At 35.1% G+C, this 24,084-nt stretch carries 16 protein-coding genes; 7 read left to right on the forward strand and 9 right to left on the reverse strand.

Annotated features, from left to right (window positions below):
• Window positions 1–5 precede the first annotated feature (5 nt).
• The 3 genes from FVB9532_RS02650 to FVB9532_RS02660 form a co-directional block, all read right to left on the reverse strand.
• Window positions 6–2,912, reverse strand: a complete 2,907-nt coding sequence (locus FVB9532_RS02650; protein ID WP_150543671.1) for a PEP/pyruvate-binding domain-containing protein — start codon at window positions 2,910–2,912, stop codon at window positions 6–8.
• A 100-nt stretch (window positions 2,913–3,012) separates the two neighbouring features.
• The gene (locus FVB9532_RS02655) at window positions 3,013–3,630 is read right to left on the reverse strand and encodes a DUF8845 family protein (protein ID WP_150543672.1); all 618 of its coding nucleotides are present in this window, start codon (window positions 3,628–3,630) and stop codon (window positions 3,013–3,015) included.
• 4 nt (window positions 3,631–3,634) lie between these two features.
• Window positions 3,635–4,129 carry an RNA polymerase sigma factor gene (locus FVB9532_RS02660; RefSeq protein WP_150313250.1) on the reverse strand — a complete coding sequence of 165 codons (495 nt, stop codon included), beginning with the start codon at window positions 4,127–4,129 and terminating at the stop codon, window positions 3,635–3,637.
• A 127-nt stretch (window positions 4,130–4,256) separates the two neighbouring features.
• On the opposite strand from FVB9532_RS02660, the gene FVB9532_RS02665 reads away from it, so the two are divergent.
• Window positions 4,257–5,558 (forward strand): NAD(P)/FAD-dependent oxidoreductase, encoded by a 1,302-nt coding sequence (locus FVB9532_RS02665; protein WP_150543673.1) that lies wholly within the window; start codon window positions 4,257–4,259, stop codon window positions 5,556–5,558.
• A gap of 532 nt (window positions 5,559–6,090) precedes the next feature.
• Here FVB9532_RS02665 and FVB9532_RS02670 read toward each other — a convergent pair.
• A complete protein-coding gene (locus FVB9532_RS02670; protein ID WP_194716467.1) occupies window positions 6,091–8,982 on the reverse strand; it encodes a triple tyrosine motif-containing protein in 2,892 nt (963 codons plus the stop codon).
• A 348-nt stretch (window positions 8,983–9,330) separates the two neighbouring features.
• On the opposite strand from FVB9532_RS02670, the gene FVB9532_RS02675 reads away from it, so the two are divergent.
• From FVB9532_RS02675 to FVB9532_RS02700, 6 genes are all read left to right on the forward strand, one after another.
• The gene (locus FVB9532_RS02675) at window positions 9,331–12,267 is read left to right on the forward strand and encodes a SusC/RagA family TonB-linked outer membrane protein (RefSeq protein ID WP_150543675.1); all 2,937 of its coding nucleotides are present in this window, start codon (window positions 9,331–9,333) and stop codon (window positions 12,265–12,267) included.
• A gap of 15 nt (window positions 12,268–12,282) precedes the next feature.
• Window positions 12,283–13,764: a RagB/SusD family nutrient uptake outer membrane protein gene (locus tag FVB9532_RS02680; RefSeq protein ID WP_228482238.1), complete on the forward strand. Its 1,482-nt coding sequence runs from the start codon at window positions 12,283–12,285 to the stop codon at window positions 13,762–13,764.
• A gap of 1 nt (window position 13,765) precedes the next feature.
• Window positions 13,766–15,214, forward strand: a complete 1,449-nt coding sequence (locus FVB9532_RS02685; protein ID WP_150543677.1) for a glycoside hydrolase family 30 protein — start codon at window positions 13,766–13,768, stop codon at window positions 15,212–15,214.
• An 18-nt stretch (window positions 15,215–15,232) separates the two neighbouring features.
• Window positions 15,233–16,972: a SusE domain-containing protein gene (locus tag FVB9532_RS02690; protein ID WP_150543678.1), complete on the forward strand. Its 1,740-nt coding sequence runs from the start codon at window positions 15,233–15,235 to the stop codon at window positions 16,970–16,972.
• A gap of 71 nt (window positions 16,973–17,043) precedes the next feature.
• The gene (locus FVB9532_RS02695) at window positions 17,044–18,483 is read left to right on the forward strand and encodes a glycoside hydrolase family 30 protein (protein ID WP_150543679.1); all 1,440 of its coding nucleotides are present in this window, start codon (window positions 17,044–17,046) and stop codon (window positions 18,481–18,483) included.
• Window positions 18,484–18,507: 24 nt separating this feature from the next.
• Window positions 18,508–20,808, forward strand: coding sequence for a glycoside hydrolase family 3 N-terminal domain-containing protein (locus tag FVB9532_RS02700; protein WP_150543680.1), 2,301 nt, complete (start codon window positions 18,508–18,510; stop codon window positions 20,806–20,808).
• Window positions 20,809–20,967: 159 nt separating this feature from the next.
• Here FVB9532_RS02700 and FVB9532_RS02705 read toward each other — a convergent pair whose 3' ends face one another.
• The 5 genes from FVB9532_RS02705 to FVB9532_RS02725 all read right to left on the reverse strand — a co-directional run bounded on the left by FVB9532_RS02705 (window position 20,968) and on the right by FVB9532_RS02725 (window position 24,022).
• Complete coding sequence (locus FVB9532_RS02705; RefSeq protein WP_150543681.1) at window positions 20,968–21,540, reverse strand: hypothetical protein; 573 nt, start codon at window positions 21,538–21,540, stop codon at window positions 20,968–20,970.
• A 124-nt stretch (window positions 21,541–21,664) separates the two neighbouring features.
• A complete protein-coding gene (locus FVB9532_RS02710) occupies window positions 21,665–21,919 on the reverse strand; it encodes a hypothetical protein (RefSeq protein WP_194716468.1) in 255 nt (84 codons plus the stop codon).
• A gap of 146 nt (window positions 21,920–22,065) precedes the next feature.
• Window positions 22,066–22,365, reverse strand: a complete 300-nt coding sequence (locus FVB9532_RS02715) for a hypothetical protein (protein ID WP_150543683.1) — start codon at window positions 22,363–22,365, stop codon at window positions 22,066–22,068.
• Window positions 22,366–22,649: 284 nt separating this feature from the next.
• Window positions 22,650–23,561, reverse strand: coding sequence for a DUF6892 domain-containing protein (locus FVB9532_RS02720; RefSeq protein WP_150543684.1), 912 nt, complete (start codon window positions 23,559–23,561; stop codon window positions 22,650–22,652).
• Between the two features lie 17 nt (window positions 23,562–23,578).
• Window positions 23,579–24,022 carry an SMI1/KNR4 family protein gene (locus FVB9532_RS02725; protein WP_150543685.1) on the reverse strand — a complete coding sequence of 148 codons (444 nt, stop codon included), beginning with the start codon at window positions 24,020–24,022 and terminating at the stop codon, window positions 23,579–23,581.
• Window positions 24,023–24,084: the final 62 nt, after the last annotated feature.

Here is a 24,084-nt window from a genome sequence, read left to right on the forward strand (position 1 = left end):
TTATTTTAAATCTGATGTTGTAAACTTATTTTTTGTTGGGTATCAATCTCAGGAGTAAGTGACTGCAAATATTTAGAGCTCTGAGCATTTTTATTTTCTACAAAGGGACGTATTTGAAACAGCCATAATTTATTGTCCTTAAAACCTAGCTCTACGTCGTAAGGACCTACATTCTCTTTACTGGTTTTCTCAGGCATGGTTTTTCTAATATTCTGAGCAAAATCTTCCAATTGCTTGATATTTGCTGAAGAAAGGATGGCGTGATTAAAACTAGTTGACTCTTTATCTAGCCCTCCATTTTGTGGTAAACGGTTATAAAAAGTTTCTCTAGCCGGAGAAAGTAAGCGGTCTTCGCCATTGAGATCGATTAACCAAGCTTCAGCAGATTGACCATCTACCGCACCACCGGCTCCTCGGCTAAATGCTACCGTTAAATCGTTGGGATTGTTATTGATAATTCCTTTGGTAATCATTACCCCAGAATAATCTACATCTACTGAAGGAATAATTAAAATTGAAGGAAAGACATTTTCAGGATTTTCTAAATATTGCTGTCTCCACTTAAAACTACGTTCGGTATATGGGGAAGCCCAAACATCTTTAATACCCTGAATAATTTTTTCACGATCCCGCACGTTGAAAACGGTAAGGTTAAGTCCGGCGCCGGTGAAATTTCCTAAATCTTCCATATTGGTGTCACTTCTTAAAAATACAGGAACTCCACCAATAGAGGTTCCAAAATTTGTTTGGAAACTACGTTCCAAATCATTCACAAAATTAGGAACCAAAGGCATTTTTTTTATTGCTTCCCGCAATAAGGCCAATCGGTCTAAGGTACAATGCTGTACTTCGGTTTCGGGAATATTGTTTTCCCGCATTTGTTGTGCTTGAGCAAAACTAGCCTTTAAATATTCCCAGTACGAAGCATCTTGTTGAGGCATAGGTAAATTCATATGTTCCCTAAAAATCCCAAAAGGAACGACAACACCATTCACCACATTATTTGGAAACATACTTTTTAGTTGACCTAAATTTGCAGCTTTGGGACCACAGATGATTCCTGAACTTTTTGCATCTACTTCTGTAAGATTTAGTGGAGAAGTTTGTTGAAGATTGATTCGTTCTATAGGAACACTTATTTTTTCTTGTTGGCGTTCACCTTCTTCTTTAAAAAGTGCTTTTTCTTCTGAAGACATCTCATCTTCAGCTTTCATTATAACCATTCCTTTTTCAGAAACTGCATAGAACACCATCTCTCCATCAAATTTTTTCAAGTCTTCCAAATTTTGATTGCTTAAAACCGAATTTGGAATCCCTAAATTTCTCGCTAATAATTGCACATGAGAAACCAAATTTCCTTCAGAAACGGTTGCAATTCCTGCCACCGGTTTTAAATCGGATGGTGGTTTTTGAAAAATGTAAATATTTTCAGGAGAGACTTCTACAGATTCCGGATTATCTTCCACTACAATTAATTTTCCTAAGGCATAGCCAGGATTTAATCCACGGAAAGAACTTTGATTATTCAATTTGAATACTTCATTGGAGAGCTTGGATTGTTCTCGTATAAAATTCCCCAGTTCACTTACAGTTTCTCCCAATCTAAGGGCTAAAGAAGAGCGTACCCGATCGTCTATAAAACCGGAAGCTTTCGGCTCAAAAGCATTGTATTTTTCAACAGCATCACCATAAATAGCTTTTACCATGGCAGCACTCCATTCTACTTGGCTTCGGGCTACCGCTAATATTTGATTGAGTTCTTCTAAGGTAATTTCGTTTAAATTGTCCAGTTGAAGTAAATGATCTACTTGGTTCCATTCCCACCATTCTACATTTCCCGCACTAGCCGAGGCTAAACTTAAGGCATAGATTTTATCTAATTGCTCTAATAGGGAAGAGGGCTTCCATTCAGGAGCGGTTTTAAAAATGATTTCTTCTAATTTAACTGAAAGATCTAAGGCGATTAATTGGTCGGATGTACTTTGAACTTGTGGTAATTCAGTTCTTATTTCGCACATTAAATTGGCAGCACTTTCAATTAAATGCTGATTGGAGATTGAGTCTTGTGATTGACTTCCAAAATTTTCTAATTGTGTTCTTAAAAATGTTCCTTTCGGAAAATTACTTGCTTCTTGTTTAAAGTAACTCAAATCAATGGGCGAGTAGAAATTTTCCATCGCACGGGTAAGAGAATCGATTTCTTTTTTCTGTTCAGCAGATAAATCTTTTTCATTTTCTTCCTTGAACTTTTTTACTAGCTGAATGTCTGTTTTATCAGGTTGGCCGTGGATTTTAGTCCGGGCATCCATAAATTTTGGATTATCCTCGGCAATGGTTTTTGATAAACTTCTAATGGTTTGCGATTCTTTGGTATCTTCATTATGGGGAATATCTTGAAGACTTTGACGAATGAGGTAGAAATTTTCTTCTATTCGATTGTTGCTCAGTAATAACCAGTTGTAAAAATCTTTTCCCCATTCTTGTTCATCTTCCGACTGTACGGAACCACGATAATATTGGGCTTTTTCCATAATCCAACCATTATCTACACTTTCAAGGTAATTATTGAGTTGGTATTGTTTTAAACGGGAATGTTGATGATTGGCATCCCAGAAAGCGCCTTTATCGGTGTATGCTAAAATATCGGCAAAGAAAATATGGTTTTTTTCTTGCAGCTGAATGGTAATAGGTTTGTAACTCGCATGCTGAATTCCACCAATTTTATCAGGACAAGGATCTTTAGAGTCCCGCTGCGTTCCATCATCACAAAACCATTCAATTTTTAAGTAAGGTCCGCGGTGAAGGTTTCGGTATTCTTCAATAATTTCTTTAATTCGCTCATTGGAGATTTCTTGTGCAGAAATGCTTCCGAAGAAAAAAATACTAAGTACAAGTAATATTCTAAATTTCATAGATTAGTTTTAGCCTAGAGTAATTTAAACCCTTTCTTGCAAAACTAACGAAGGTGATTGTTAAATCACTCTTAAATAAATGTTTGAGTACTTATAAAATTTAGAGTTCTAAACGTTTAAGTTCTTTGTAGTTCCTATACAGTTTTTTCAATAGAATCCCATAAACAAGGGAATAGATTAACCATAATATTACTATAAAAACAATAATTAATAATAGTCCAAAGCCGATGGCTTTTGGCCAATTAATTTCATCACGAACATTTTCAAAATCGCTACTGTATAACAAGGTGAAAATAAAGGTCACAAAGGCTACTATCCCTGAAGAGGCCAAGACATAGAAAATATAATATTTTACAATTTTTCTAGTTTTGAGAATATTCTTCATTAACTGATAGGCACTATCTGTAGTAGAAATTGCTTTGTATCTTTTATAAAAAAGCAGAACAAATAAAATGGTTATGGCGTAACCAAAAATATACATCACAATGACGGTATTTTTAAGATGAATGTTTTCTACCTGTTTCCAGAATTCATGATCGGCTAAAAACACATTCAGGAAAGCACCTAATGCTAATTCACCAAGGCTTATAAAAAATATCCATTTTACGATAGAGGAAGATTTCTTCAATAAAATGGGGTAAATTTCATTGGCTTCTATATGCGGAAGATTCTTTTCTTGCTTCTTCCAGTCTTTCTTTAATAATTCTAATTCATCCATGGGCTTACGGATTTAGTATGCTTCTCAGCTTCTTTTTAATTCGGTTCATCTTCACTCTTGCATTCACTTCAGAGATTCCCAAAGTATCGGATATCTCACTGTAATTCTTGTCTTCTAAATAAAGAAATACCAAGGCTTTATCAATATCGTTTAATTCTTTAATGGCAGCGTACATGACAGAAAGCTGCTTTTCGGTGGTATCATCATATTCTTCAGCTTTAATTTTAAAAGCTACATTTTCAAATTCTTGGGTTTTAATTTTACGTTTAGATTTTCGGTAAAGGGTGATGGCGGTATTTAAAGCTACCCGGTACATCCAAGTACTAAATTTGGCATCTCCCCTAAACTTGGGATAAGCTTTCCATAACTGAATGGTTATTTCTTGAAATAAATCGTTATGTGCCGCTTGATCGTTGGTATATAGCCTACAAATCTTATGAACGATGTTTTGATGCTTCTCTAAAAGCGCTACAAAAGTATGTTCCGTTTTTTGGCTCAATTTTAAATAAGTTTCTTCATTAGTAGTTAGGTTTACTAATTTGTTACAATTTTTTCAGAAATTATAACTATGCTAACATAATAATTGGCTTAGGGGTTATAATTTTGCACAAACTCAATTTCATTTTATGAATATTCCAGCTTCTAACTTACCTACTGTCGCAATTGTTGGTGGAGGTTTTGCCGGCATGAATGTTGCCAAAAAATTAATCAAGCTTCAAGCATTTCAAGTAGTCTTAATCGATAAGCGTAATTACCATACATTTCAGCCTTTATTATATCAGGTTTCTACTTCTAGTTTAGAGCCAGATTCTATTGCGTATCCACTTAGAAAATTAATTACTGAAAAGAAAAATGCCTTTTTTAGATTGGCAGAGGTTACTTCTATTGATACAGAACATACCAAGATTTTTTCAGATATAGGTGAGTTGGCCTATGATTATTTGATTCTTGCAACGGGTTCTAAAACTAATTTCTTCGGAAATGAAGCGGTAGAAAATAATGCAATGTGTATGAAAACCATTCCACATGCATTAAATATTAGAAGCTTAATTCTAGAAAATTTAGAACAGGCTACGATTACCAAAGATAAAAAAACGCGTGAGCGGCTACTTAATTTTGTGATTGCCGGAGCAGGACCTACGGGAGTGGAATTGAGTGGAGCTATTGCTGAAGTAAGGAATAATATTATTCCTAAAGACTATCCCGATATTGATATTTCTGAAATGAAAATTCACCTCTTAGAAGGTTTAGACCGGGTATTGCCTCCGATGTCTGAGAAATCGTCTGCAAAAGCAGAACGGTTTTTGAAGGATTTAGGGGTACAAATTCACTTAAATACCATGGTGCAGGACTATGATGGGAAGTTGGTGAAAACGAACACCGATGAAAGTTTTGAAACGGAAACCTTTATTTGGAGTGCAGGAGTTACTGGAGCACCGGTACAAGGCTTAAAAGCTGAAGCTTTGGTAGAAAGAGCTAATCGTTATAAGGTGAATGTTTTTAATCAGATAGAAGGTTATGAAAATGTGTTTGCAATAGGGGATATTGCTTTAATGCAAAGTGAAAAATACCCAAAAGGACATCCTATGGTGGCACAACCCGCTATCCAACAAGGAAAGCATTTAGCTAAAAACCTAGAGCGAATACTTAAAAACGAAAAATTAGAACCTTTTGATTATTTTGACAAAGGAACTATGGCCACTATCGGAAGAAATAAGGCCGTGGTAGACCTAAAGAAATCTACTTTTGGTGGTTTCTTTGCTTGGTTTATTTGGATGTTTGTTCACCTATGGTTTTTGGTTGGTTTTAGAAACCGAATAGTGACCTTTTTCAATTGGACATACAGTTATATCAATTTTGATAGGGCAGCTAGGTTAATTGTTAGGCCTTTTAAACTACATAAAGAAAAAATGGAAGATCTAGAATAGAATAATTCTTTCTTCCCAATTATTTTTCATCTAGATTTAAATGTACGGGTTTTAGAAAAGAAAACCCCAAGGTGCATATTCCTAAAACAATAAGAATATAAGCCTTATAGTTTTTTAAAAAACTTAGGTTATCAAAATCTAGGTAAGTAATACCTATAGCCAAGAAGATCAAAGAAATAACGGAAAATGTGATTCGGAATTTTTTCATGGCGGTAGGGTTTAAGGTTAGTAAATCCAAATGAAATTAAATTTACTAAAAAATTATTAATCAATAAATTAAAATATTCAATTAATTACATTAAAATTAATTTGGACTAATTTTTTAAATTGAATTGATATAAAACAGAAGAATTCGGTTAATAAAATTTGATGGTTAGCTCCATCATCATCGTCACCGCTAATAAAACCTTCAGGTTTAATATTGTTGGGATTGTTCAAAAGCTATTATTATTGGAGCTAATCTTAAAATCTTTTAAGGCTTAAGAAATAAGAATAAGCCAGAATAGCTAAGTTTATAAGGAATAATGATTTCTTAGGCTAAGCTATCGAAAAACTCCATCAATTTATCGTCCTGATCCAGATTAAGCTTTTTTCTTAACCTATATCTTGCCGTTTCAACACCACGGGTAGAAATATTAAGTAATGGAGCGATTTCTTTATTGGTCAAGCCCATTTTGATAAAAGCAGATAAACGTATTTCTTTTTTTGATAGGGTGGGAGCATTTTCTTTTAAGTTGTTAAAGAAGTTTTGATGAACCTTCTCAAAGTTTTCATCAAAGACCTTAAAGTATTCTTCGTCTATTTTATTTTGATGTAGTTTTTGAAAGATTTCAAGAATTTTTTGTTTGGAGTTTCTGTTCTTTACAATGTTTTTTAATTCTTTTAAATCGTCTTGTAAGGCATTGAAAAAATTCTTTTTATTAACCAAAAGCATCGTATAATTGGCTAGCTCTTTACTTTTTTGGATAATATCTTTTTCTAAATGTTCTTTGTCTTTTTCTACCTTCTCCTTATCCTTTTGGAGTTTTAGTTGTTCTATTTCCAATTGAAGAAGCTGATTGGTGCGTTGTTCCCGTAAAATGGTTTTTTCATTTTCTTTATGAATCTTATTTCTTACCAGTTTTTGGGTAATAAACACAAGGATGAAAAATATAATAGCGTATGAAAAATAGGCTAAATTAGTTTGGTACCACTTAGGTTGAATGTAAAAATCGTAGCGGGCCACTTCTGCTTCAATTCCTAGGACGTTTTTGCTTTTAACTTTAAAAGTATAGCTGCCCGGACGTAATAAATTAAATTCTTTGAATGGTAAACTTTGCCACGGAGACCAATTTTTATCAGCATTTTCAAGTTTATAACTAAAACCATTACTTAGGTTATTGGGCATTTTTGGAGCTGCAAAAGAAAATTTAATAGAAGTTAAATTATTGGGCAGCTCTAGTGTGGAATCGTTTTGTATGGGTAGGTTTCTTCTTTCATCATCAATGGTATAGGAAATAGCGGTAAATTGTGTCTGTATTTTTTCTTTTGAATTTTGTTGATTGAGGTTGTATAAATACAGTCCGGTATGAGTACCAATAAGTACTTTTTCCTTATTGACGGGAACAATGGTTTCCATCCCACGGTTGAAAGTTCCTTTCGTTTGTAAAAAAATATCTTTTACAATTTTGGGGTTGTTGCTTTTAGTTTCAAAATATCCCGCTTCATCATCTTGAATCACCCAAGTTCTATCACTATCCTGTACTATTTTTCGGGTATTTTTAGAGGTATCTACAATTTTATTAAGAGGTTCAAAAGGAGAAAATTGCTTAGAAATTTCGTTAAATTCATACACCCCATTATTAGTAGTAAACACTGTATGATTATTCCACTTAAACACATTCACGTTAAAAGGAGAGGGGAGTCCGTTTTTATCGGTATAATGATCAATAGCAATCGTTCTTTTTAAATCTCTGCTAATTGTTATCTTATACACTCCTTTATAACCGTGACAAACCCAGAATGAGTTTTCTTGGTTAGCTTTTAAAATGTCCCTGGCAGATTCATCAAAGCCTTCTACTTTGTTTTGTATGTTCCAAGAGCCATTTTCATTTTTTAAAATATAGATCCCATTATAAGTACAAACCAAAAATGTATGGAGATGATTAGGAAAAGGGATAACTTTCCACACCCCATTTGTATTTCCTATTCTTGTACTTGTAAAATCTTCATTTATTTTAAAAAGTCCTTTATCGTGACTCACCAATAAGGTGTTGTTAAAGTGAGCAATACTCCAAGCTTGGCCTTGCAAACTTTCAATCTTATTAAAGTGGTTGGGCGTACTCGCATTTTCTGAAAAATATACGCCTTGATTAGTGGCAATATATAAATTAGAATCACCAATAAAAGTATCATATACAGAAGCCCGACTAAAAATGGTTGTACGCGGACTACTATAATTAATCTTGTCTAAACCATTGTCGAGTAAGACCCAAATATTATTTTTACGGGTATTGTATAAATTTAGAACTGTACTACCTTGTAAGTTGTTAATGGGATGAACCGTATAATGATCCTTATTTTTTTTAAGTACTACAACCCCGCTGCTTAGCGTACCTAAATAAATAATTTCATTACTTTCAATAGAAGAAATAACTTGATCGTTATTTTTCATAAAAAGTTGTTGTGCTATTTTATACGAAGAATCTTGCAAACTATAAATAGTGCCAGAACCAGAAATCAAATCGAAATGATCAGTAATATGTACAATCTTTTCGTTGTCATAACTTTTCTTGTCTATTAACTTCTGTATTTGATTGGTTTGAAGATCGACTTCAAAAATTCCTTCATCAGCGTCCTGAACGAAAAACCTATTATTGACTACAAATGATTCAATAAAAGTGTTTTTGGAAGGGATTTGCGTAACGCTATTATTTTCAACAATAAAAAGCTTTTTAAAACTTCTGAAAATTACTTTGTTCTGAATCACATTGATTTGCCAGATGTTTTCAAAGTCTACATTTTCGAGCTGTAGTTTTTCTTTTAACGACTTAAATTTAAAATTTCCAAACTTATCTTTTCTAACAATACCTAATTCGTGATAACCGCCGGCATAAATTATTCCGGAAGAATCTTTTGCCAAACTCCTTACCGAAGAAGAATTTGGAAGGGAGGTGTGCTTCCAATGGCTGCCATCGTAAATTAGAACTCCATCATTGTTGCCAAAATACATAAGTCCATCATTATCTTCAACAACACTCCAAAATTGAGAATCAGCATTAAAATCTGTTCTCGTAAAATGATTGATACTTGGGTTTTGCGATTGATTAAAATAGTCTTGAGAAGAATTTGAATTTTGAGACCAACCCCAACAGAAGAGTAAATTGAAAATTAGAATAAGTAAAAAATCCTGTCTAAACAAAGTGATATTCTTATTTTTTAGCATTCTTGTTGTTGAAATATCAGTTTTTAATGTATAAAAACTAATAATTACTAATCTTAATTGGTTGTTAAAGACTGAAATTGATCGTAAATATACTATTTTTTTAAAAATATAAAATTCTGTTAGATAGAATTTTACCATAATTGAAGTAGTCTTGATGTAGTGTTAAATTAATGTGAAGTAATTAAAGTGTAGGCTGAAATTAAGTAACAAATCAAGCTTTATCTAATTTCACTAAAAATTTTTTAACACAAACCGAAATCGTTTTCGAGTTAATTAAAAAACAAAGCTTTGTATTTAATTTCTAGAAATAATTGCTCGATGAAGATAGGTGATTTTAAACTTTAATATATGGGAATAAAGAATTATTTAGTTTGTTGTTTTTCCTTATTTGGTTGTATGGTATTTGCCCAACAGGAGCGAAGCGGTCAAGTTACAGCAGAGGAAACCAATATGCCTATTCCAGGGGCTAATGTGGTCATTAAAGGAACAAATAAAGGGGTAGTAACCGATTTTGATGGAAATTACTCTATTGAAGCGGAATCTCAAGACACCTTAGTGTTTTCTTACGTAGGTTTTCTCACGCAAGAAATTCTTGCAGGTAATAGAAATACTATAAATGTAAATTTGGTAGAGAGCGCTGAAGCTTTATCTGAAGTAGTCGTAGTAGGGTACGGTTCTCAAAAAAGGGAAGATATTACGGGTGCAGTTGGGGTAATTAATGCTGCAGAGACCTTTGAAGAGCGACCCAATAATGATTTAGGTTCTTTAATACAAGGACAAGCCGCCGGAGTTCAAGTGCTTAAAAGTTCAGGAAAACCTTCCGCCGGATTTAATATTCGGGTTCGAGGTACAAGTTCTATAACTGCGGGAAGTGATCCTCTCTATGTGATTGATGGCGTTCCTACTACCGATACAAGATCATTAAATCCTTCAGATATAGAAAGTATTTCTATTTTAAAAGATGCTTCTTCTGCTGCTATTTATGGAGCACAAGGGGCCAATGGTGTAGTGTTGATTACTACCAAACAAGGTAAATCTGAAAAAGCCAAATTTCAATTTGATTCTTATGTAGGAGTTGCTCAAGTGTGGAAAACCCTAGAAGTATTAAACGCAGAGCAATACCGTGATTTAATGACGGAGCTTGGATACAATACACAATGGGATCAGTATCAAGAAAATACAGATTGGCAAGATAAAGTGTTTAGAGATGCTTTGTCACATAATTACCAACTTTCAGTTTCAGGAAAAAATAATGGAACACAGTATTATATTTCTGGAGGGTATTTAAGTCAAGAAGGAGCGGTAAGAAGTGCAGAAATGGAACGTTTTAGTTTTAAAACAAACTTATCGAAAGAAGTAAACGATTGGTTGAAAATTGGAACTAACATCAATTACACTCATTATTCTGATGTAGATGTGACCGATAATGCTGCGGTTAATCAAGGTGGGGTTTTATTAGGAGTATTGGCTACTCCTCCCAATATTGGTGTGTATAACGAAGATGGTACATTTACAAGTAACCCGTTTCAAGATTGGGAAAACCCAATTTCAAGTACCGACGGTGCAGAAAGAGGTTATAAAAATCAACGTTTATTAGGGAATATTTATACGGAAGTAGATTTTCTTAAAAACTTTACGTTCAAAACCAACTTCGGAATAGATTATAATGCAGATCGCTATGATTATTTTTTAGATCCCTTTAGAACCAGTTATGGTAGAGCTTTAAATGGTTCTAGTCAATACAACACCAATATTAATAACTATTTTATCTGGGATAATACACTAACGTACAAAAACACTTTCGGAGATCATAAAATTGAAGGATTAGTAGGTAGCGTATTTCAAAAGAACAGATGGGAATATAGCAATATTGAAAGAAGAAATTTTGCAAGTGCAGAAATTACAACTCCTGGTGCAGGTTCAGAAATTGTTGGAGCTAGTGCTGGAAAGAGTGAGAAAACAAATGCATCTTTTATTTCTAGAGTTAACTATGATTATAAAAATCGTTATTTGTTAACGGCTAACTTTAGAGCAGATGGGTCTAGTAACTTTGGGCCTAACAATAAATGGGGATATTTCCCTTCTTTTTCAGCAGGATGGAGAATTTCTAGCGAAAGCTTTTTAGAAAATGCAGATGCCATTTCAGAATTAAAATTAAGAGCGGGATGGGGTATTGTAGGTAATGATAATGTAGGTTCTTATGCTTATTTAGCGCGTGTAGGAAGTGGAGGTAATTACCCCATTGGAGGCCAGACCATGCCTGGTACTTACCCTGCCACAATTGCTAATAACGATTTAAAATGGGAAGAGTCAGAACAAACCAATATAGGTATTGATTTAGGTTTATATGATGGGAAAATAAAATTTTCTGTAGATGCATATAAAAAGAGAAACTACGATCTTTTATTTAGTGTACCTATACCAACTGGTACAGGATTCGGTGATGCTATTCAAAATGTTGGAGAAGTAGAAAATAAGGGGTTAGAGTTTCAGCTAAATACTGTTAATTATACCACAGAAGATTTTAGTTGGTCTACTTCTGCAAATTTATCTTTTAACAGAAATAAAGCTATAAATCTTGTAGGAAAAACCATAGCTACTGGTTCTGTAGCAAGTAGGGGTAATATTAGTTTAGTAAAAGAAGGAGAACCTCTTGGTAAATTTTACGGTTATGTTTGGGGTGGCGTAGACCCACAAACCGGTAATGTATATTACATTGACCAAGACGGGGAGAGTACCTTTGAACCTACCGCAGACGATAGAAGATATATTGGAGATCCTAATCCCGATTTTATTTATAGTCTAGGTAATAATTTTACATATAAAGAATTTGGTTTAGATATATTTTTACAAGGTTCGCAAGGAAATGACATTTTTAATGCTAGCCGATTGCAAATGGAATCGATGATAGATTCTAAAAATCAATTAGCTTCTGTGTTAAATAGATGGAGACAGCCTGGCGATATAACAGATATTCCACGGGTAAATACAGAGTCAAGTACCAATAATTCTAGACTATCTAATCGATATGTAGAAGATGGTTCTTACTTAAGATTTAAAGCCATTACGTTTAGTTATAGCTTTAAAGAAAACACCTTAGATAAACTTCACTTAGAAGCATTGAAATTTTACTTAACCGGAGAAAATTTAATCACCATTACAGATTATTCTGGCTTCGACCCCCAAGTAAATGCTTTTGGTGCTGATAATCTTGTACAGGGGGTAGATTTTGGAACCTACCCGCAAACTAGAAATGTGATTTTTGGAATGAATGTAAGATTTTAAAAAAGAATAATGAATATGAAAAATTTAAGAAAATATATAATTTATTCAGTGCTAATTGGTTCGCTAGCTTCTTGTAACGATGAATTAGATTTAAAACCGATTTCTGAAGAGACAGCAGCTTCGGCCTACGCAACAGGCCCACAAATACAAGCAGCATTAACTGGAGTTTACGAATCTTTTCAATCTTCAGATTATTACATATGGGATCGAGTAATCTATCAAGATGTTCGTTCAGACAACTATTATGCAGGAGGTGATAATCCTGAAATTTTTGAGTTTGATCGTGTAGAAGTTTCACCTACCAATGCGAGAGTAAATGGAATGTGGAGTAGTGTTTATAATGCCATTTCTAAAGCGAATGTGGTATTAGAAAATGCACCATTAGTGGAAGAAAGAATTACAGAAGAAGAACGTGAACAAATCATAGGGCAAGCTTATTTTTTAAGAGCATTCAATTACTTCCATTTGGTCAAAACATTTGGAGGAGTGCCTCTATATTTAGAATTTATAAATAGTCCCGATCCAAGTGTAATAAGAAAGCCAAGAGCAACCGAAGAAGAAGTTTATGCTCAAATTCTTTCAGACTTAGAAGAAGCTTTAACAAGATTACCTGATGATTATGGTACTGATGCTAGCGTTAATAAGGCGAGAGCAACAAAAGGAGCTGCCAATGCACTTTTTGCGAAAGTTTATGCACAGATGCCCAATCCAGATTATACGAAAGTAGTAGAACATGCCAATGCAGTCATCAACAGTCCTGCAGGTTATACTTTACTTTCTAATTATGAAGATTTATTTAACGGCAATAATTATAATAATGCGGAGTCAATACTAGAAATTCAATTTTTAGGAGGTGACGAAGGAAACTGGGCACCACAGATGCATTTGCCACCTTCAATTAGCGGCGATACTTGGAGAAAGTTTGTTACTCCATCGGTAGATTTAGTAGATGCTTTCGACACAGAAGGTGACAACATTCGAAAAAATGCTTCTATTCTTTTCGAAAATGTAACTTGGATAGATGAGTATTGGGGAAACACTCCTAATAGTAACATTCCTTTTGCTTATAAGTGGAAAAATGCAAGTGCTTGGAATAGCGCAGATAATGAATATTTACTTCGCTTAGCAGATATCATGTTATTAAAGGCAGAAGCGCTAAATGAGTTAGGACAAATTGCTCAGTCCGCAGAGATTGTAAATACCATTAGAGAGCGAGTAGAATTAGATCCTTTAACCGAAGAGCAAACTGCTTCTCAAAGTGCGATGAGAGACGCTATTTTAAAAGAACGTCGATTAGAACTAGCTCAAGAAGCTAAACGTTGGGACGATTTGATTAGATATGATAAAGTTATGCAAGTTATGAATAACGTAGATGATATCGATCTAAGGACGGGTCAGTCTGTAAATTACAATGTGACAGAAAAAGATTTATTACTACCTATCCCACAAGAGGAAATAGATAGAAACCCAACCCTTGAACAAAATCCTGGATATTAAAATGAAGAAGATATTAATAAATATAGTAATTGCCGCTACATTAATTGCCTGTTCAGACGACGATATTAAACGGTATCCTCCACCAACAACCGGTGGTGGCGGTAATGAAGTTGGAACGGCACAAATTTGGGTTACCAGTGGCGATGAGAGCAGGTTGCTTTCAGCACAAGATAATCTAAGTATTATCGATAATAAGGAGACATCATACCCTTCCATCACCATTAATGAAACTGAACAAATGCAGGAAATAGAAGGGTTCGGGGCAGCTTTAACCGGTTCTTCTGCTTATGTGATTAATAATTTAAGTACTGCACAAAAAAACAGTTTGCTTTCCGATTTGTTTGATGTAGAAAGTGGAGCGGGAATGAGTTATTTACGATTAACCATTGGAGCTTCAGATTTTTCCTTGGAAGATTTTACTTATGACGATATGCCGCAAGGGCAGGAGGATCCTAACCTAGATAATTTTTCTATTGCCCATGATGAAATGCATGTAATTCCCGTAGCAAATGATATTTTAAGTATTAACCCAGAAGTAAAATTTATGGGAAGTCCTTGGAGTGCTCCTGCTTGGATGAAAGATAATGAAAGTTTATACGGAGGAAAATTAGAAGAACAATGGTATGCAACCTACGCCAATTATTTTGTTGAATATATTCAAGCTTTTGAAAATCATGGAATTCCAATTGATGCGATTACTCCACAAAATGAACCTCTACATACTTCAGGTTATCCAACCATGCGTATGGAAGCTCAGGAGCAAGCTAACTTTATAAAAAATGCATTAGGACCTGCTTTTGAAGGAGCAAATATTTCAACAAAAATTATTGCTTACGATCATAATTTTGATGAAGCAGGTTACCCAATGACCGTCTTAGGCGATGGAGAAGCTAATCCTTACGTCTCAGGCAGTGCATTTCACGCTTATGCCGGAGATGTTAGTGCGATGTCACAAGTTCACAATGCTTACCCAGACAAAGGACTTTATTTTACGGAAATTTCCGGAGGAGAATGGAGTACCGATTTTTCCAGCAATCTAAGATGGTATGTTCAGAATATTTTAATGGGTTCTACCAAAAACTGGTCTAAAAACGCTTTGTTTTGGAATTTGGCCCTCAATGAAAATCATGGACCTACCAATAATGGTTGCCAAGATTGTAGAGGAGTGGTTACCATTAATTCTTCAGGAGAAATAGAAAAAAATGAAGAATACTATGCGATAGCTCATTTTTCAAAATTTGTAAGACCGGGTGCACATCGAATTGGCTCTTCAAATTTTGATGATAATTCAGGCTTAGACGGTATTGCTTTTCAGAATCCTGATGGGAGTAAAGCATTAATAGTACTTAATGAAACTCCAACCTCAAAGACATTTTCTGTGATTATGGGAGAGAATAGATTTGATTATACCCTTTCTTCAGAAAGTGTAGCCACCATCACGTGGGAATAAAACTAAAAATTTAGAAAGATGAAAAAATATTATAGCTATATACTTATTTGTTTATCGGTTTTCGGGCTATTGAGCTGTGAAAATGATGATAACTTAGACCCTATTGGGAATTGGGAATTGTCCCAACCCGAATTAATTTCACCAGAAGAAGGAGAAGAACTATTGCTTCAGGAAGATCGGGCTAATGAAAAATTTTATTTTGAATGGCAAGAAGCTGTTTCTACTGCAGGGTTTCAGGTTCGTTACGAACTTCAGATCGATACCTTAGGTAGCGAAGATCATGATTCACCGATCATCAGTGTGAAATCTGATAATAACGGAAAAGCAACTTCAGCAAGCATTCAGGCTTCAGATTTAGATTTAGCGTTATCCTACGCTGGTTATCCAGCTAATGAATCTTCAGAATTAGAATGGACGGTGGTAGCGATTTGTCAAGATACTAAAACGTATGCTACGAGAACCTTAAGTGTCACTCGATTTGAAAATGAATACGTTCCTAATCAATTGTTTATAGCTGGAAGTGCTACAGAAGTAGGGAATGATATTTCAGCAGCGATTCCTATGCGTCATTTACAAAATGCATCAGGAGCGTCCACTTCTATTTTTGAAGCTTATACTTCTTTAGAAGCAGGGCAAACTTTTAGTATATATAGTCGCCAAGAATTGCCAGCACATATCTATGGAGGTGAAGAAGGAGTTATCGAGAAGAACGGAACCCCGATTGCAGTAGAAGAAAGCGGAGAATATAGAATTACCGTAAACTTAAACGATAATACCTATTCGCTTTGGAAAATAGAGCATTGGAGTATCGTAGGAAGCGTTATTCCAAATGCTTGGGATGGTGACGAACCTTTGGAATATATGGGTAATGGTGTTTGGGAAACAACGATCTTTTTAACCGTACCAAATGGAGAATCAACCGGAGCTTTTGTTTTCAGGGCTAACCAAGATTGGGGATATTTATTGAAGCGAATTCAGGGAACTTCCAATGAACTTTATATGGAGTCTCAAGCCGGCGAGGCAGGAATAAACATCGAAGATATTCCGTTGAATAATTCTGGAGAATTTACCGTTACCTTAGATTTATCTGGCGATACCTACACTTATAATTTAGAAAGTAATTTAAGTGCTCCTTCAGAAACCCCTTCAAGTTTGTTTTTATTAGAAAATGGAACTTCGATTGCTCAATTCTCTTTAGAGGGTGATACGTTCACTTCAGCATACCTTCCATTACAAGCCGGAGTAAGTTATTCCCTAAATAGTGCGGAAGATGGTACGGGTACTTCTTATTTCACCTCGAATATCATTGGCGCTACCGATAGCCCTGATGGAGATAGTGTTGCTGCCGGAATGTCCTTTGTAGAAGGGCCAGGTGAGTTTAGCGTAGATCATGATCAGGCGTATAAACTGACTTTTAATTTTGCAACAGGAAGTGGAAGTTGGCAATATTACAACCTTAAACTTTTCCATTGGGATCCAAGTAATTGGGATGGACGTAATGAATTTGCAATGACTTATGTGCATCCTATGCAATTCACAACTACCCAAAATTTAGAAGCAGGATACAACCTAAAATTTAATTCGCCTTGGGACGTACAGTTTGGTACTCCTGAAGGTGGTGATAATTCGGTGATGAGTGGAGCGTTAGTAAATGGTGGTGGCGATTTAAACCCTATCACGCAATCAGGAAGCTATCAAGCTAATATCACTGTAGATTCTACCTACTCCAATGCAACTTTTGAAATTATAGCCGAATAAAAATTAATTCCTTAAACTTTCCTAAGCAGATGACTTTAGCCAATCATCTGCTTAGGTATTTTACATCAACAATGAAAAAAATACTTCAACAATATACAGGAGTAGCTTTAGGATTTTTACTAATGGCCAGTATGCATTCTTGTAAAGATTCTAAAACAATTTCCTCAAAAGAAAAAAACAGACCCGTAGGTAAGGTTTATGTTACAACGCTCGATCAATCCCAATTATTAGCCGAAAGTGAACTTTATCAAACCCAAAGTAAAAGTTCAGAACAATTACCGGTCATCCAAATTAATCCAGGGAAAACCTATCAGGAAATGGATGGCTTTGGGTATACCTTAACCGGCGGTAGCGCGATGCATATCCACAAAATGAAGGATGATGCACGTCACGCTTTATTAAAAGAATTATTTGGAAGAGATGCTAGTAGTATTGGAGTGAGCTATTTACGTATAAGTATCGGCGCTTCAGATTTAGACGCAGCACCATTTTCCTATGATGATTTAGCAGAAGGTGAAACCGATAAAAACCTCGAGCATTTTTCTTTAGCAAACGATACCCTTCATTTAATTCCGGTGCTAAAAGAAATTATTAAAATTCAGCCGAATATTAAAATTTTAGGTTCGCCTTGGTCGCCACCAACATGGATGAAAACCAATAACGATACCCGCGGTGGAAGCTTAAAAGAAGAATTTTACGATAGTTATGCCAGGTATTTTGTAAAATATATTGAAGCTATGAAGGCTGAAGGGATTACTATTGATGCAATTACGGTACAAAACGAACCTTTACATCCCGGTAACAATCCGAGTTTGTTAATGGAAGCCGAACAGCAAAAAGAATTTGTAAAAAATCATTTAGGACCAGTTTTCGAAGAAAATAATATCAACACCAAGATTATTGTTTATGACCATAATGCCGATCGTCCCGATTACCCTATCACGATTTTAAACGATTCTGTGGCTGCAAAATACATTGATGGTGCTGCTTTTCATTTATACGGTGGTGAAGTTGATGCCATTTCTAAAGTACACGAAGCACACCCCGATAAAAATTTGTATTTCACCGAACAATGGGTAGGAGCTCCCGGTGATTTTGCCAAAGAAATGAATTGGCATACCGAAAATTTAATTATTGGGGCTACCAGAAACTGGTGTAAAACAGTTTTGGAGTGGAACCTTGCTGCCGACGAAAATCAAGAGCCCCATACCGATCGGGGTGGTTGTGATCGTTGTTTAGGCGCTATCACTATTAAAGGTGATAACGTTATAAGAGAACCGGCATATTATATTATAGCTCAGGCTTCAAAATTTGTAACTCCGGGCTCTGTAAGAATAGAATCGAATCTACTCAAAGATTTACCAAATGTAGCTTTTAGTACTCCTAAAGGTAAGATTGTAGTGATTGTACAGAATAAAAATAAAAAAGAACAATCCTTTCTGCTTCAATTAGAAAAAGAAACGCTCGAAGTGAAATTACCGGCACAATCCGTTGGTACATATGTCATTTAAAAATCCCCAAAAACTATAAACTTTATGAAATTAAATTCATTATTGCTAGGAGTATTTTTATGCCTTGTAAATTTAGTCCAAGCACAACTAAACAGCACCGCTCACGATGAAGAAATTGAGTCGTTAATCGATAAGATGACCATCGAAGAAAAAGTAGGGCAGATGACCCAAATTACCTTAGATGTCATCACTAAAGGAGAAGATATTTATTCCAGTTACGAACCTTTTGAATTAGATCAAGATTCGTTAAATAAAGCTTTGGTCGATTATCATATTGGTTCAGTTTTAAATACTGCTAATAACCGTGCCCTCAAACCACAAAAATGGTATTCCTTAATTAGTCAGATTCAAGAAACAGCCTTAAAAGATCGGTTAGAAATTCCCGTGTTATACGGAGTAGATATGATTCACGGTGCCACCTATACCGTGGGCGCAACCATGTTTCCACAGCAAATAGGGCAGGCTGCTACCAGAAATCGGGATTTAGTAAGAAGAGGCGCAGAAGTTACTGCTTACGAAACTAGAGCCAGTAGTATTTCGTGGAATTTTTCTCCGGTATTAGATTTAGGAATGGATCCTCGATTTCCAAGAATTTGGGAATCGTTTGGAGAAGATCCTTATTTAATTTCAGAATTAGGTGTAGAAATGATCAATGGTTATGAGGGGGAAGATAATGACCTTTCAAATCCTGAACACGTAGCTAGTTCACTGAAGCATTTTCTAGGCTATCACGCAGCCACTTCAGGAAAAGATAGAACACCTTCTTACATTCCAACTTCAGCCTTACGCGAATATCATCTACCGGCATTTAAAGCAGCGGTTGAAGCAGGAGCACATACGGTGATGGTGAACAGTGGTATTATTAACGGAATTCCGGTACACGCTAATAAAAACTTATTGACTGGTTTGCTGAAAAATGAATTAAACTTTAAAGGAATAGTGGTAACCGATTGGGCAGATATTGAAAATTTAAATCGCCGAGATCGAATTGCTAAAGACGATAAAGAAGCAGTGATGATGGCGATAAATGCCGGAATCGATATGTCGATGGTTCCTTACAAATACGAAGTTTTTTACAATAATTTGGTAGAATTGGTGAACGAAGGAAAAGTAAAAGAAGAACGAATTAATGATGCGGTACGAAGAATTTTACGTGTAAAATTTGCATTGAATTTATTTGAGCATCCTACCACAAATCCTAAAGATTATCCTGAATTTGGTAGTGAAGCATTTGAAAAAGCAGCTTACCATACCGCAGCAGAATCGATTACCTTATTAAAAAACGAAGAAAATATTCTCCCTTTAAAAAAGAATACCAAGATTTTAGTCACTGGACCTAATGCTAATACTATGCGAACTTTAAATGGAGCGTGGACGTATTCTTGGCAAGGTGAAAAAACTCCTGAGTATGCGCAGGAATATAACACGATTTTCGAAGCGCTTCAGCAAAAAGGAAAGAAAAACAATATTACCTATGTTCCCGGAGTTAGTTATAAAATGGACGGAAAATACTATGAGCAAGCTCCAGATCAGTTAGAAAAAGCGGTTGCAGAAGCTAAAAAAGCAGATGTAGTTATTTTATGTTTAGGAGAAAATACCTATACCGAAAAACCCGGAGACCTCAATGATTTATACTTAAACGAACATCAGATAGCATTAGCCAAAAAAGTAGCTGCTACTGGAACTCCTGTAATTTTAGTGTTGAATGAAGGCCGACCACGAATTATTAGCCAGATTGAACCAGCTATGCAAGCGGTAGTGCAAACCTATTTGCCAGGAAATTTTGGGGGCGATGCGCTAGCCGATATTTTATATGGTGAGGTAAACCCTTCCGGGAAGTTGCCTTATACCTACCCACGCTATCCCAATGCTACAATTGGTTATATCCATAAACCTTCCGAAGAGCAAAAGAAAGCCGAAGGGGTTTATAATTATGAAGCCGATTACAATCCACAATACCGGTTTGGTGATGGCTTAAGCTATACCACTTTTGACTATTCCGATTTAAAAATCAATAAAACCGAAATTGGAGTAGGAGAGGATTTGGAAATTTCTGTTAAAGTGACGAATACAGGGAATCGTAAAGGGAAAGAAGTGGTAGAGCTTTATACCTCAGATTTGTATGCCAGCAAAATCACACCCGATGTAAAACGCTTACGAAGGTTTACCAAAATAGAATTAGCCCCTAAAGAATCCAAAACCATCAACTTTATAATTTCTACCGATGATTTAAAATATGCCGATAACAATGGCGAGAGTATTTTGGAACCCGGAGAATTCAAAATTTTAGTTAAAGATTTAGAAGAAAGCTTTTTTGTAAAATAAACTAGCTTTATTGTCTGCTTTCATAAACCTGTCTGAAAAAGTATATTTTTCAGTCAGGTTTACTTTTTAGTATACTTCAACTGTTGCATTTCCTCTTGAATCAAGAATTTCGATTGCTTCAATTTTTTGAATTTTCATAATTAAGTCAACAGTTTTATGTTATTTATTTCGCTTTATAGCAAAAATCAAAGTCGAATTTGGCAATAATTTGATTGATTTTCGGGTTTTGCTTTTATAGCTATTCTTTAATTCAATTTCTTTATTTATTCGAATTATAAGATATTCAGTACTCTTTTCAGGTTCATAAGAGTATTCAAGTCCGTTTATGATTAAGTCACAGGCTCCATCAATTAAAGACAATTCATAGAACTCACCTTTAAAATCTATTCCGAATGAGTTAGCAGAACCATAAGTTTGATATTTTATTTCCGTTTTTCCACTTGTTGTTTTTCCTATATAATTTTTATAACTCAAGTCATATACTTCATATTCATCTTTTTCAATTTCCAGCTTAGCATAGCTTCCTTGAAAATCTAGAAGTGATTTTTGGTTGTCAGAATCTTTTACAATCAAAATTCCGTTTACGGTTCCATTAAAATTTCCGGATTCTAAATCTTGAAAAATAGATTTAAATCCATTCCCATCAATTGCGTACTCCGGATATTGCTGTGCAAAACATTGCAAAGAGATAAAAGCTAAAAGCGGTGCAAGTAATATTCGTAATTGTATCATAACGATCAGTTAAGGACTAAATTAGCAATTATTTTCGTTTAGTACAGATTTTAGCAATTCCGATTGGATTATGATGTAGTCGAATCTGCGTTAATTGCGGTTATAAATTGATGGCAAACCGTTTTTATAATCCTACATAATCAGTTTCTTTGATTTCTAATTTGCCAAGTGGGTTATTATTTATTTTAATTGAATACCAAACTCTCCATTGATTATTAGTATCAGGGACAGTTAAGTCCGAAGTCAAATAAATATTGTTTCCGATAATGCTGTCAATTTCAGATAAAAGAAGATTACATTCGGTATAAAATTCGGGAATCAGTGATTTTGAAAAATCACTTCTGTCAATTTGCTTTTTGTCAACAATTGAGTCAATCAAAAGTTTTAAATAAGTTACCACTTTGTGAGAATGGTTTAAATAAGCTTTTTCTTCATTTTGAGCTAAATTCTTAACAATTGAACTATTTTTAAAATTATAAGTTGATAATTAAGCAATTATTTTTACACCGCATTGGCTGTAGGGTTTTATTCAATTTCGATAATTATTTTAGTCTTCCAACCAATACCTCCTTCTTTATGTTTTGTTAAAAACTCTTCCATTTTTCGTTTAGACTTTAGCACTTTTTTAAAGTCCGCGTTTTCAATATCAATTTCCTTTAAAGAATTTACTTGTTTTCTTATTTCAGCATCAGACCAAGTTCCAATACCAAAGTGTAATTCCGCTGTGTCTTTCTCTTTTATATTAAAAACTATCGAATCAGCATTTTTGTTTTCAATGTAATTCAAATCATAATTTGTGATAGTAGTATCTATTTTGAATTTCACTTTTAGTTCTGAATCTGCATTATTTATAAATTCAATAGAATGAGGTGGGTCACAACTCAAAAAAAAAAATAATTCCTAAAAGTCCGATATTTTTTAATTGAAGTTTTCTCATTTCACATTGCAGCCGATAATTACATAAACATACAAAATGTACCTTTATATCCATCTTAAAATCACTACTAAACTAACCGATTTTTAATTGATTTAAAAATATAAAGAAAACTAGGTCACAGGCTATAAGGTTTATTTTTAGCTGTTTTATCTTATTCAACAGGTTCAATAACTCAAAGCCATTCCGCTTCAATACCTAATTTTTCAAAATCATCTACAATATGATCTTTGGCGTAACACAAGGTTACTTTTTTCAAGTTGGGAAAGTGATGGGCATCTGCTACGCTTTCGATATCCCAATACGCTACATCGCCACCCGAGAACGGTATTAAATTCATATAGATATCGTTACCGCCATCTTGGTAGAGCTCAGTAAGTTTAGGGGCTAAACGTTGAGGAACCGGGAAATCTTTAAAGTATTGCGTTACTTCTGCAATGGGTTCATAGCCTTCTTCATCTATATCAATAGCTCTTTGGGGATACCATTTTGCAAATTCGTGTACATCAAACTTGGGAGTCAAGAGCCCTTGCGTATACATCAATTCTTCAATTACCGAAAGTTTAAATCCAAAATCTGTAAATGTGATGAGCGCTTCATCAGGAATGGGAATTACATATTTATCTTTGGGTATGCCTGCCGAACGATCGTAAGCTTCGTACTGACTCACTTCAATGGCTTTAATAGCATCAGCATCAGCATCTGCATCAAACCAGGCACTTATCGTATTTAAAACCAAGGCGCCCGAAGTATCTCCGTCAAAGAGTTTGACCCGTTTTTCGGGGTGTTGATGATAGTAGCTGGCAATAGCTTCATCTTCAAAACTAAAGCTTCCAGCGAAGGTTTGGGAAGGACTAAATTGATAATTCTCAGCTTCAAAGGTAATGCTAAGGGCATAGATTAGATGTGCTTCTTTAGAATAACCTAAGATACCCAGTTTGTCCCAGGTGTATACACCGCCTTTTTTGCCTTTAAAATGACGCGGTTTCTCTGCGAATATATTTTCCAACGCAGCTAAAGAGATTGGGAATGATACGGGCTTGTTATTGATGCTAAAACCAGTTGCAGTCAGCTGTATATCGATCATAATAAAGTTTTAAAAGTTTATAACCCAATTTGATGGTTTAAGAATTGTTCAAACGAGGCTGAGATTTTAGTCACTTCGCCGCCATCGTGCTCATACGCCCATACCGAAAAATCAGCTTCCGGATCCAGATAGAGGTAGTCTCCGTTTTCATGACCAATTACAAAACCTCTGGCCACCCGATCTAGTTTTACCGGACCACAATGTGCCGATTGCGCATAAAGCTCTGCTATATTTTCGCCCGCTACGTGCGTGTAAAGCTTTAAACATTCATAATTCGCAGCTTCACCAACTCCCTTCATCGTCCAGCGTTTTAACAAGGCTGCTTGTCCCATCATCGTCCAGGTACGGGCATCATCGTGTTCGCTAGTTTCAATTTGAGTGCCTTCCGGATTTTCATCGAGAAATTGAAGGTAGCTACCGGGTAATTCTTGCTGAAAGGTTTCGCTAAAAGCTAATGACATAATCTCATAGAGTATTTAAAAGTTCGGTTACAAAGTTGCACACCTTTTAAGGGAATAAGCTA

The sequence above is a fragment of the Mesonia oceanica genome (assembly GCF_902499555.1).
Taxonomy (GTDB): Bacteria; Bacteroidota; Bacteroidia; order Flavobacteriales; family Flavobacteriaceae; genus Mesonia; species Mesonia oceanica.

Bases quoted from the DNA above. Each gene is read 5' to 3' on its own strand.
- FVB9532_RS02690 (WP_150543678.1), top strand. From the start codon at position 15,233: ATGAAAAAATATTATAGCTATATACTTATTTGTTTATCGGTTTTCGGG.
- FVB9532_RS02705 (WP_150543681.1), bottom strand. From the start codon at position 21,540: ATGATACAATTACGAATATTACTTGCACCGCTTTTAGCTTTTATCTCT.
- FVB9532_RS02680 (WP_228482238.1), top strand. From the start codon at position 12,283: ATGAAAAATTTAAGAAAATATATAATTTATTCAGTGCTAATTGGTTCG.
- FVB9532_RS02720 (WP_150543684.1), bottom strand. From the start codon at position 23,561: ATGATCGATATACAGCTGACTGCAACTGGTTTTAGCATCAATAACAAG.
- FVB9532_RS02685 (WP_150543677.1), top strand. From the start codon at position 13,766: ATGAAGAAGATATTAATAAATATAGTAATTGCCGCTACATTAATTGCC.
- FVB9532_RS02695 (WP_150543679.1), top strand. From the start codon at position 17,044: ATGAAAAAAATACTTCAACAATATACAGGAGTAGCTTTAGGATTTTTA.
- FVB9532_RS02665 (WP_150543673.1), top strand. From the start codon at position 4,257: ATGAATATTCCAGCTTCTAACTTACCTACTGTCGCAATTGTTGGTGGA.
- FVB9532_RS02650 (WP_150543671.1), bottom strand. From the start codon at position 2,912: ATGAAATTTAGAATATTACTTGTACTTAGTATTTTTTTCTTCGGAAGC.
- FVB9532_RS02725 (WP_150543685.1), bottom strand. From the start codon at position 24,022: ATGTCATTAGCTTTTAGCGAAACCTTTCAGCAAGAATTACCCGGTAGC.
- FVB9532_RS02670 (WP_194716467.1), bottom strand. From the start codon at position 8,982: ATGCTAAAAAATAAGAATATCACTTTGTTTAGACAGGATTTTTTACTT.
- FVB9532_RS02675 (WP_150543675.1), top strand. From the start codon at position 9,331: ATGGGAATAAAGAATTATTTAGTTTGTTGTTTTTCCTTATTTGGTTGT.
- FVB9532_RS02700 (WP_150543680.1), top strand. From the start codon at position 18,508: ATGAAATTAAATTCATTATTGCTAGGAGTATTTTTATGCCTTGTAAAT.
- FVB9532_RS02655 (WP_150543672.1), bottom strand. From the start codon at position 3,630: ATGGATGAATTAGAATTATTAAAGAAAGACTGGAAGAAGCAAGAAAAG.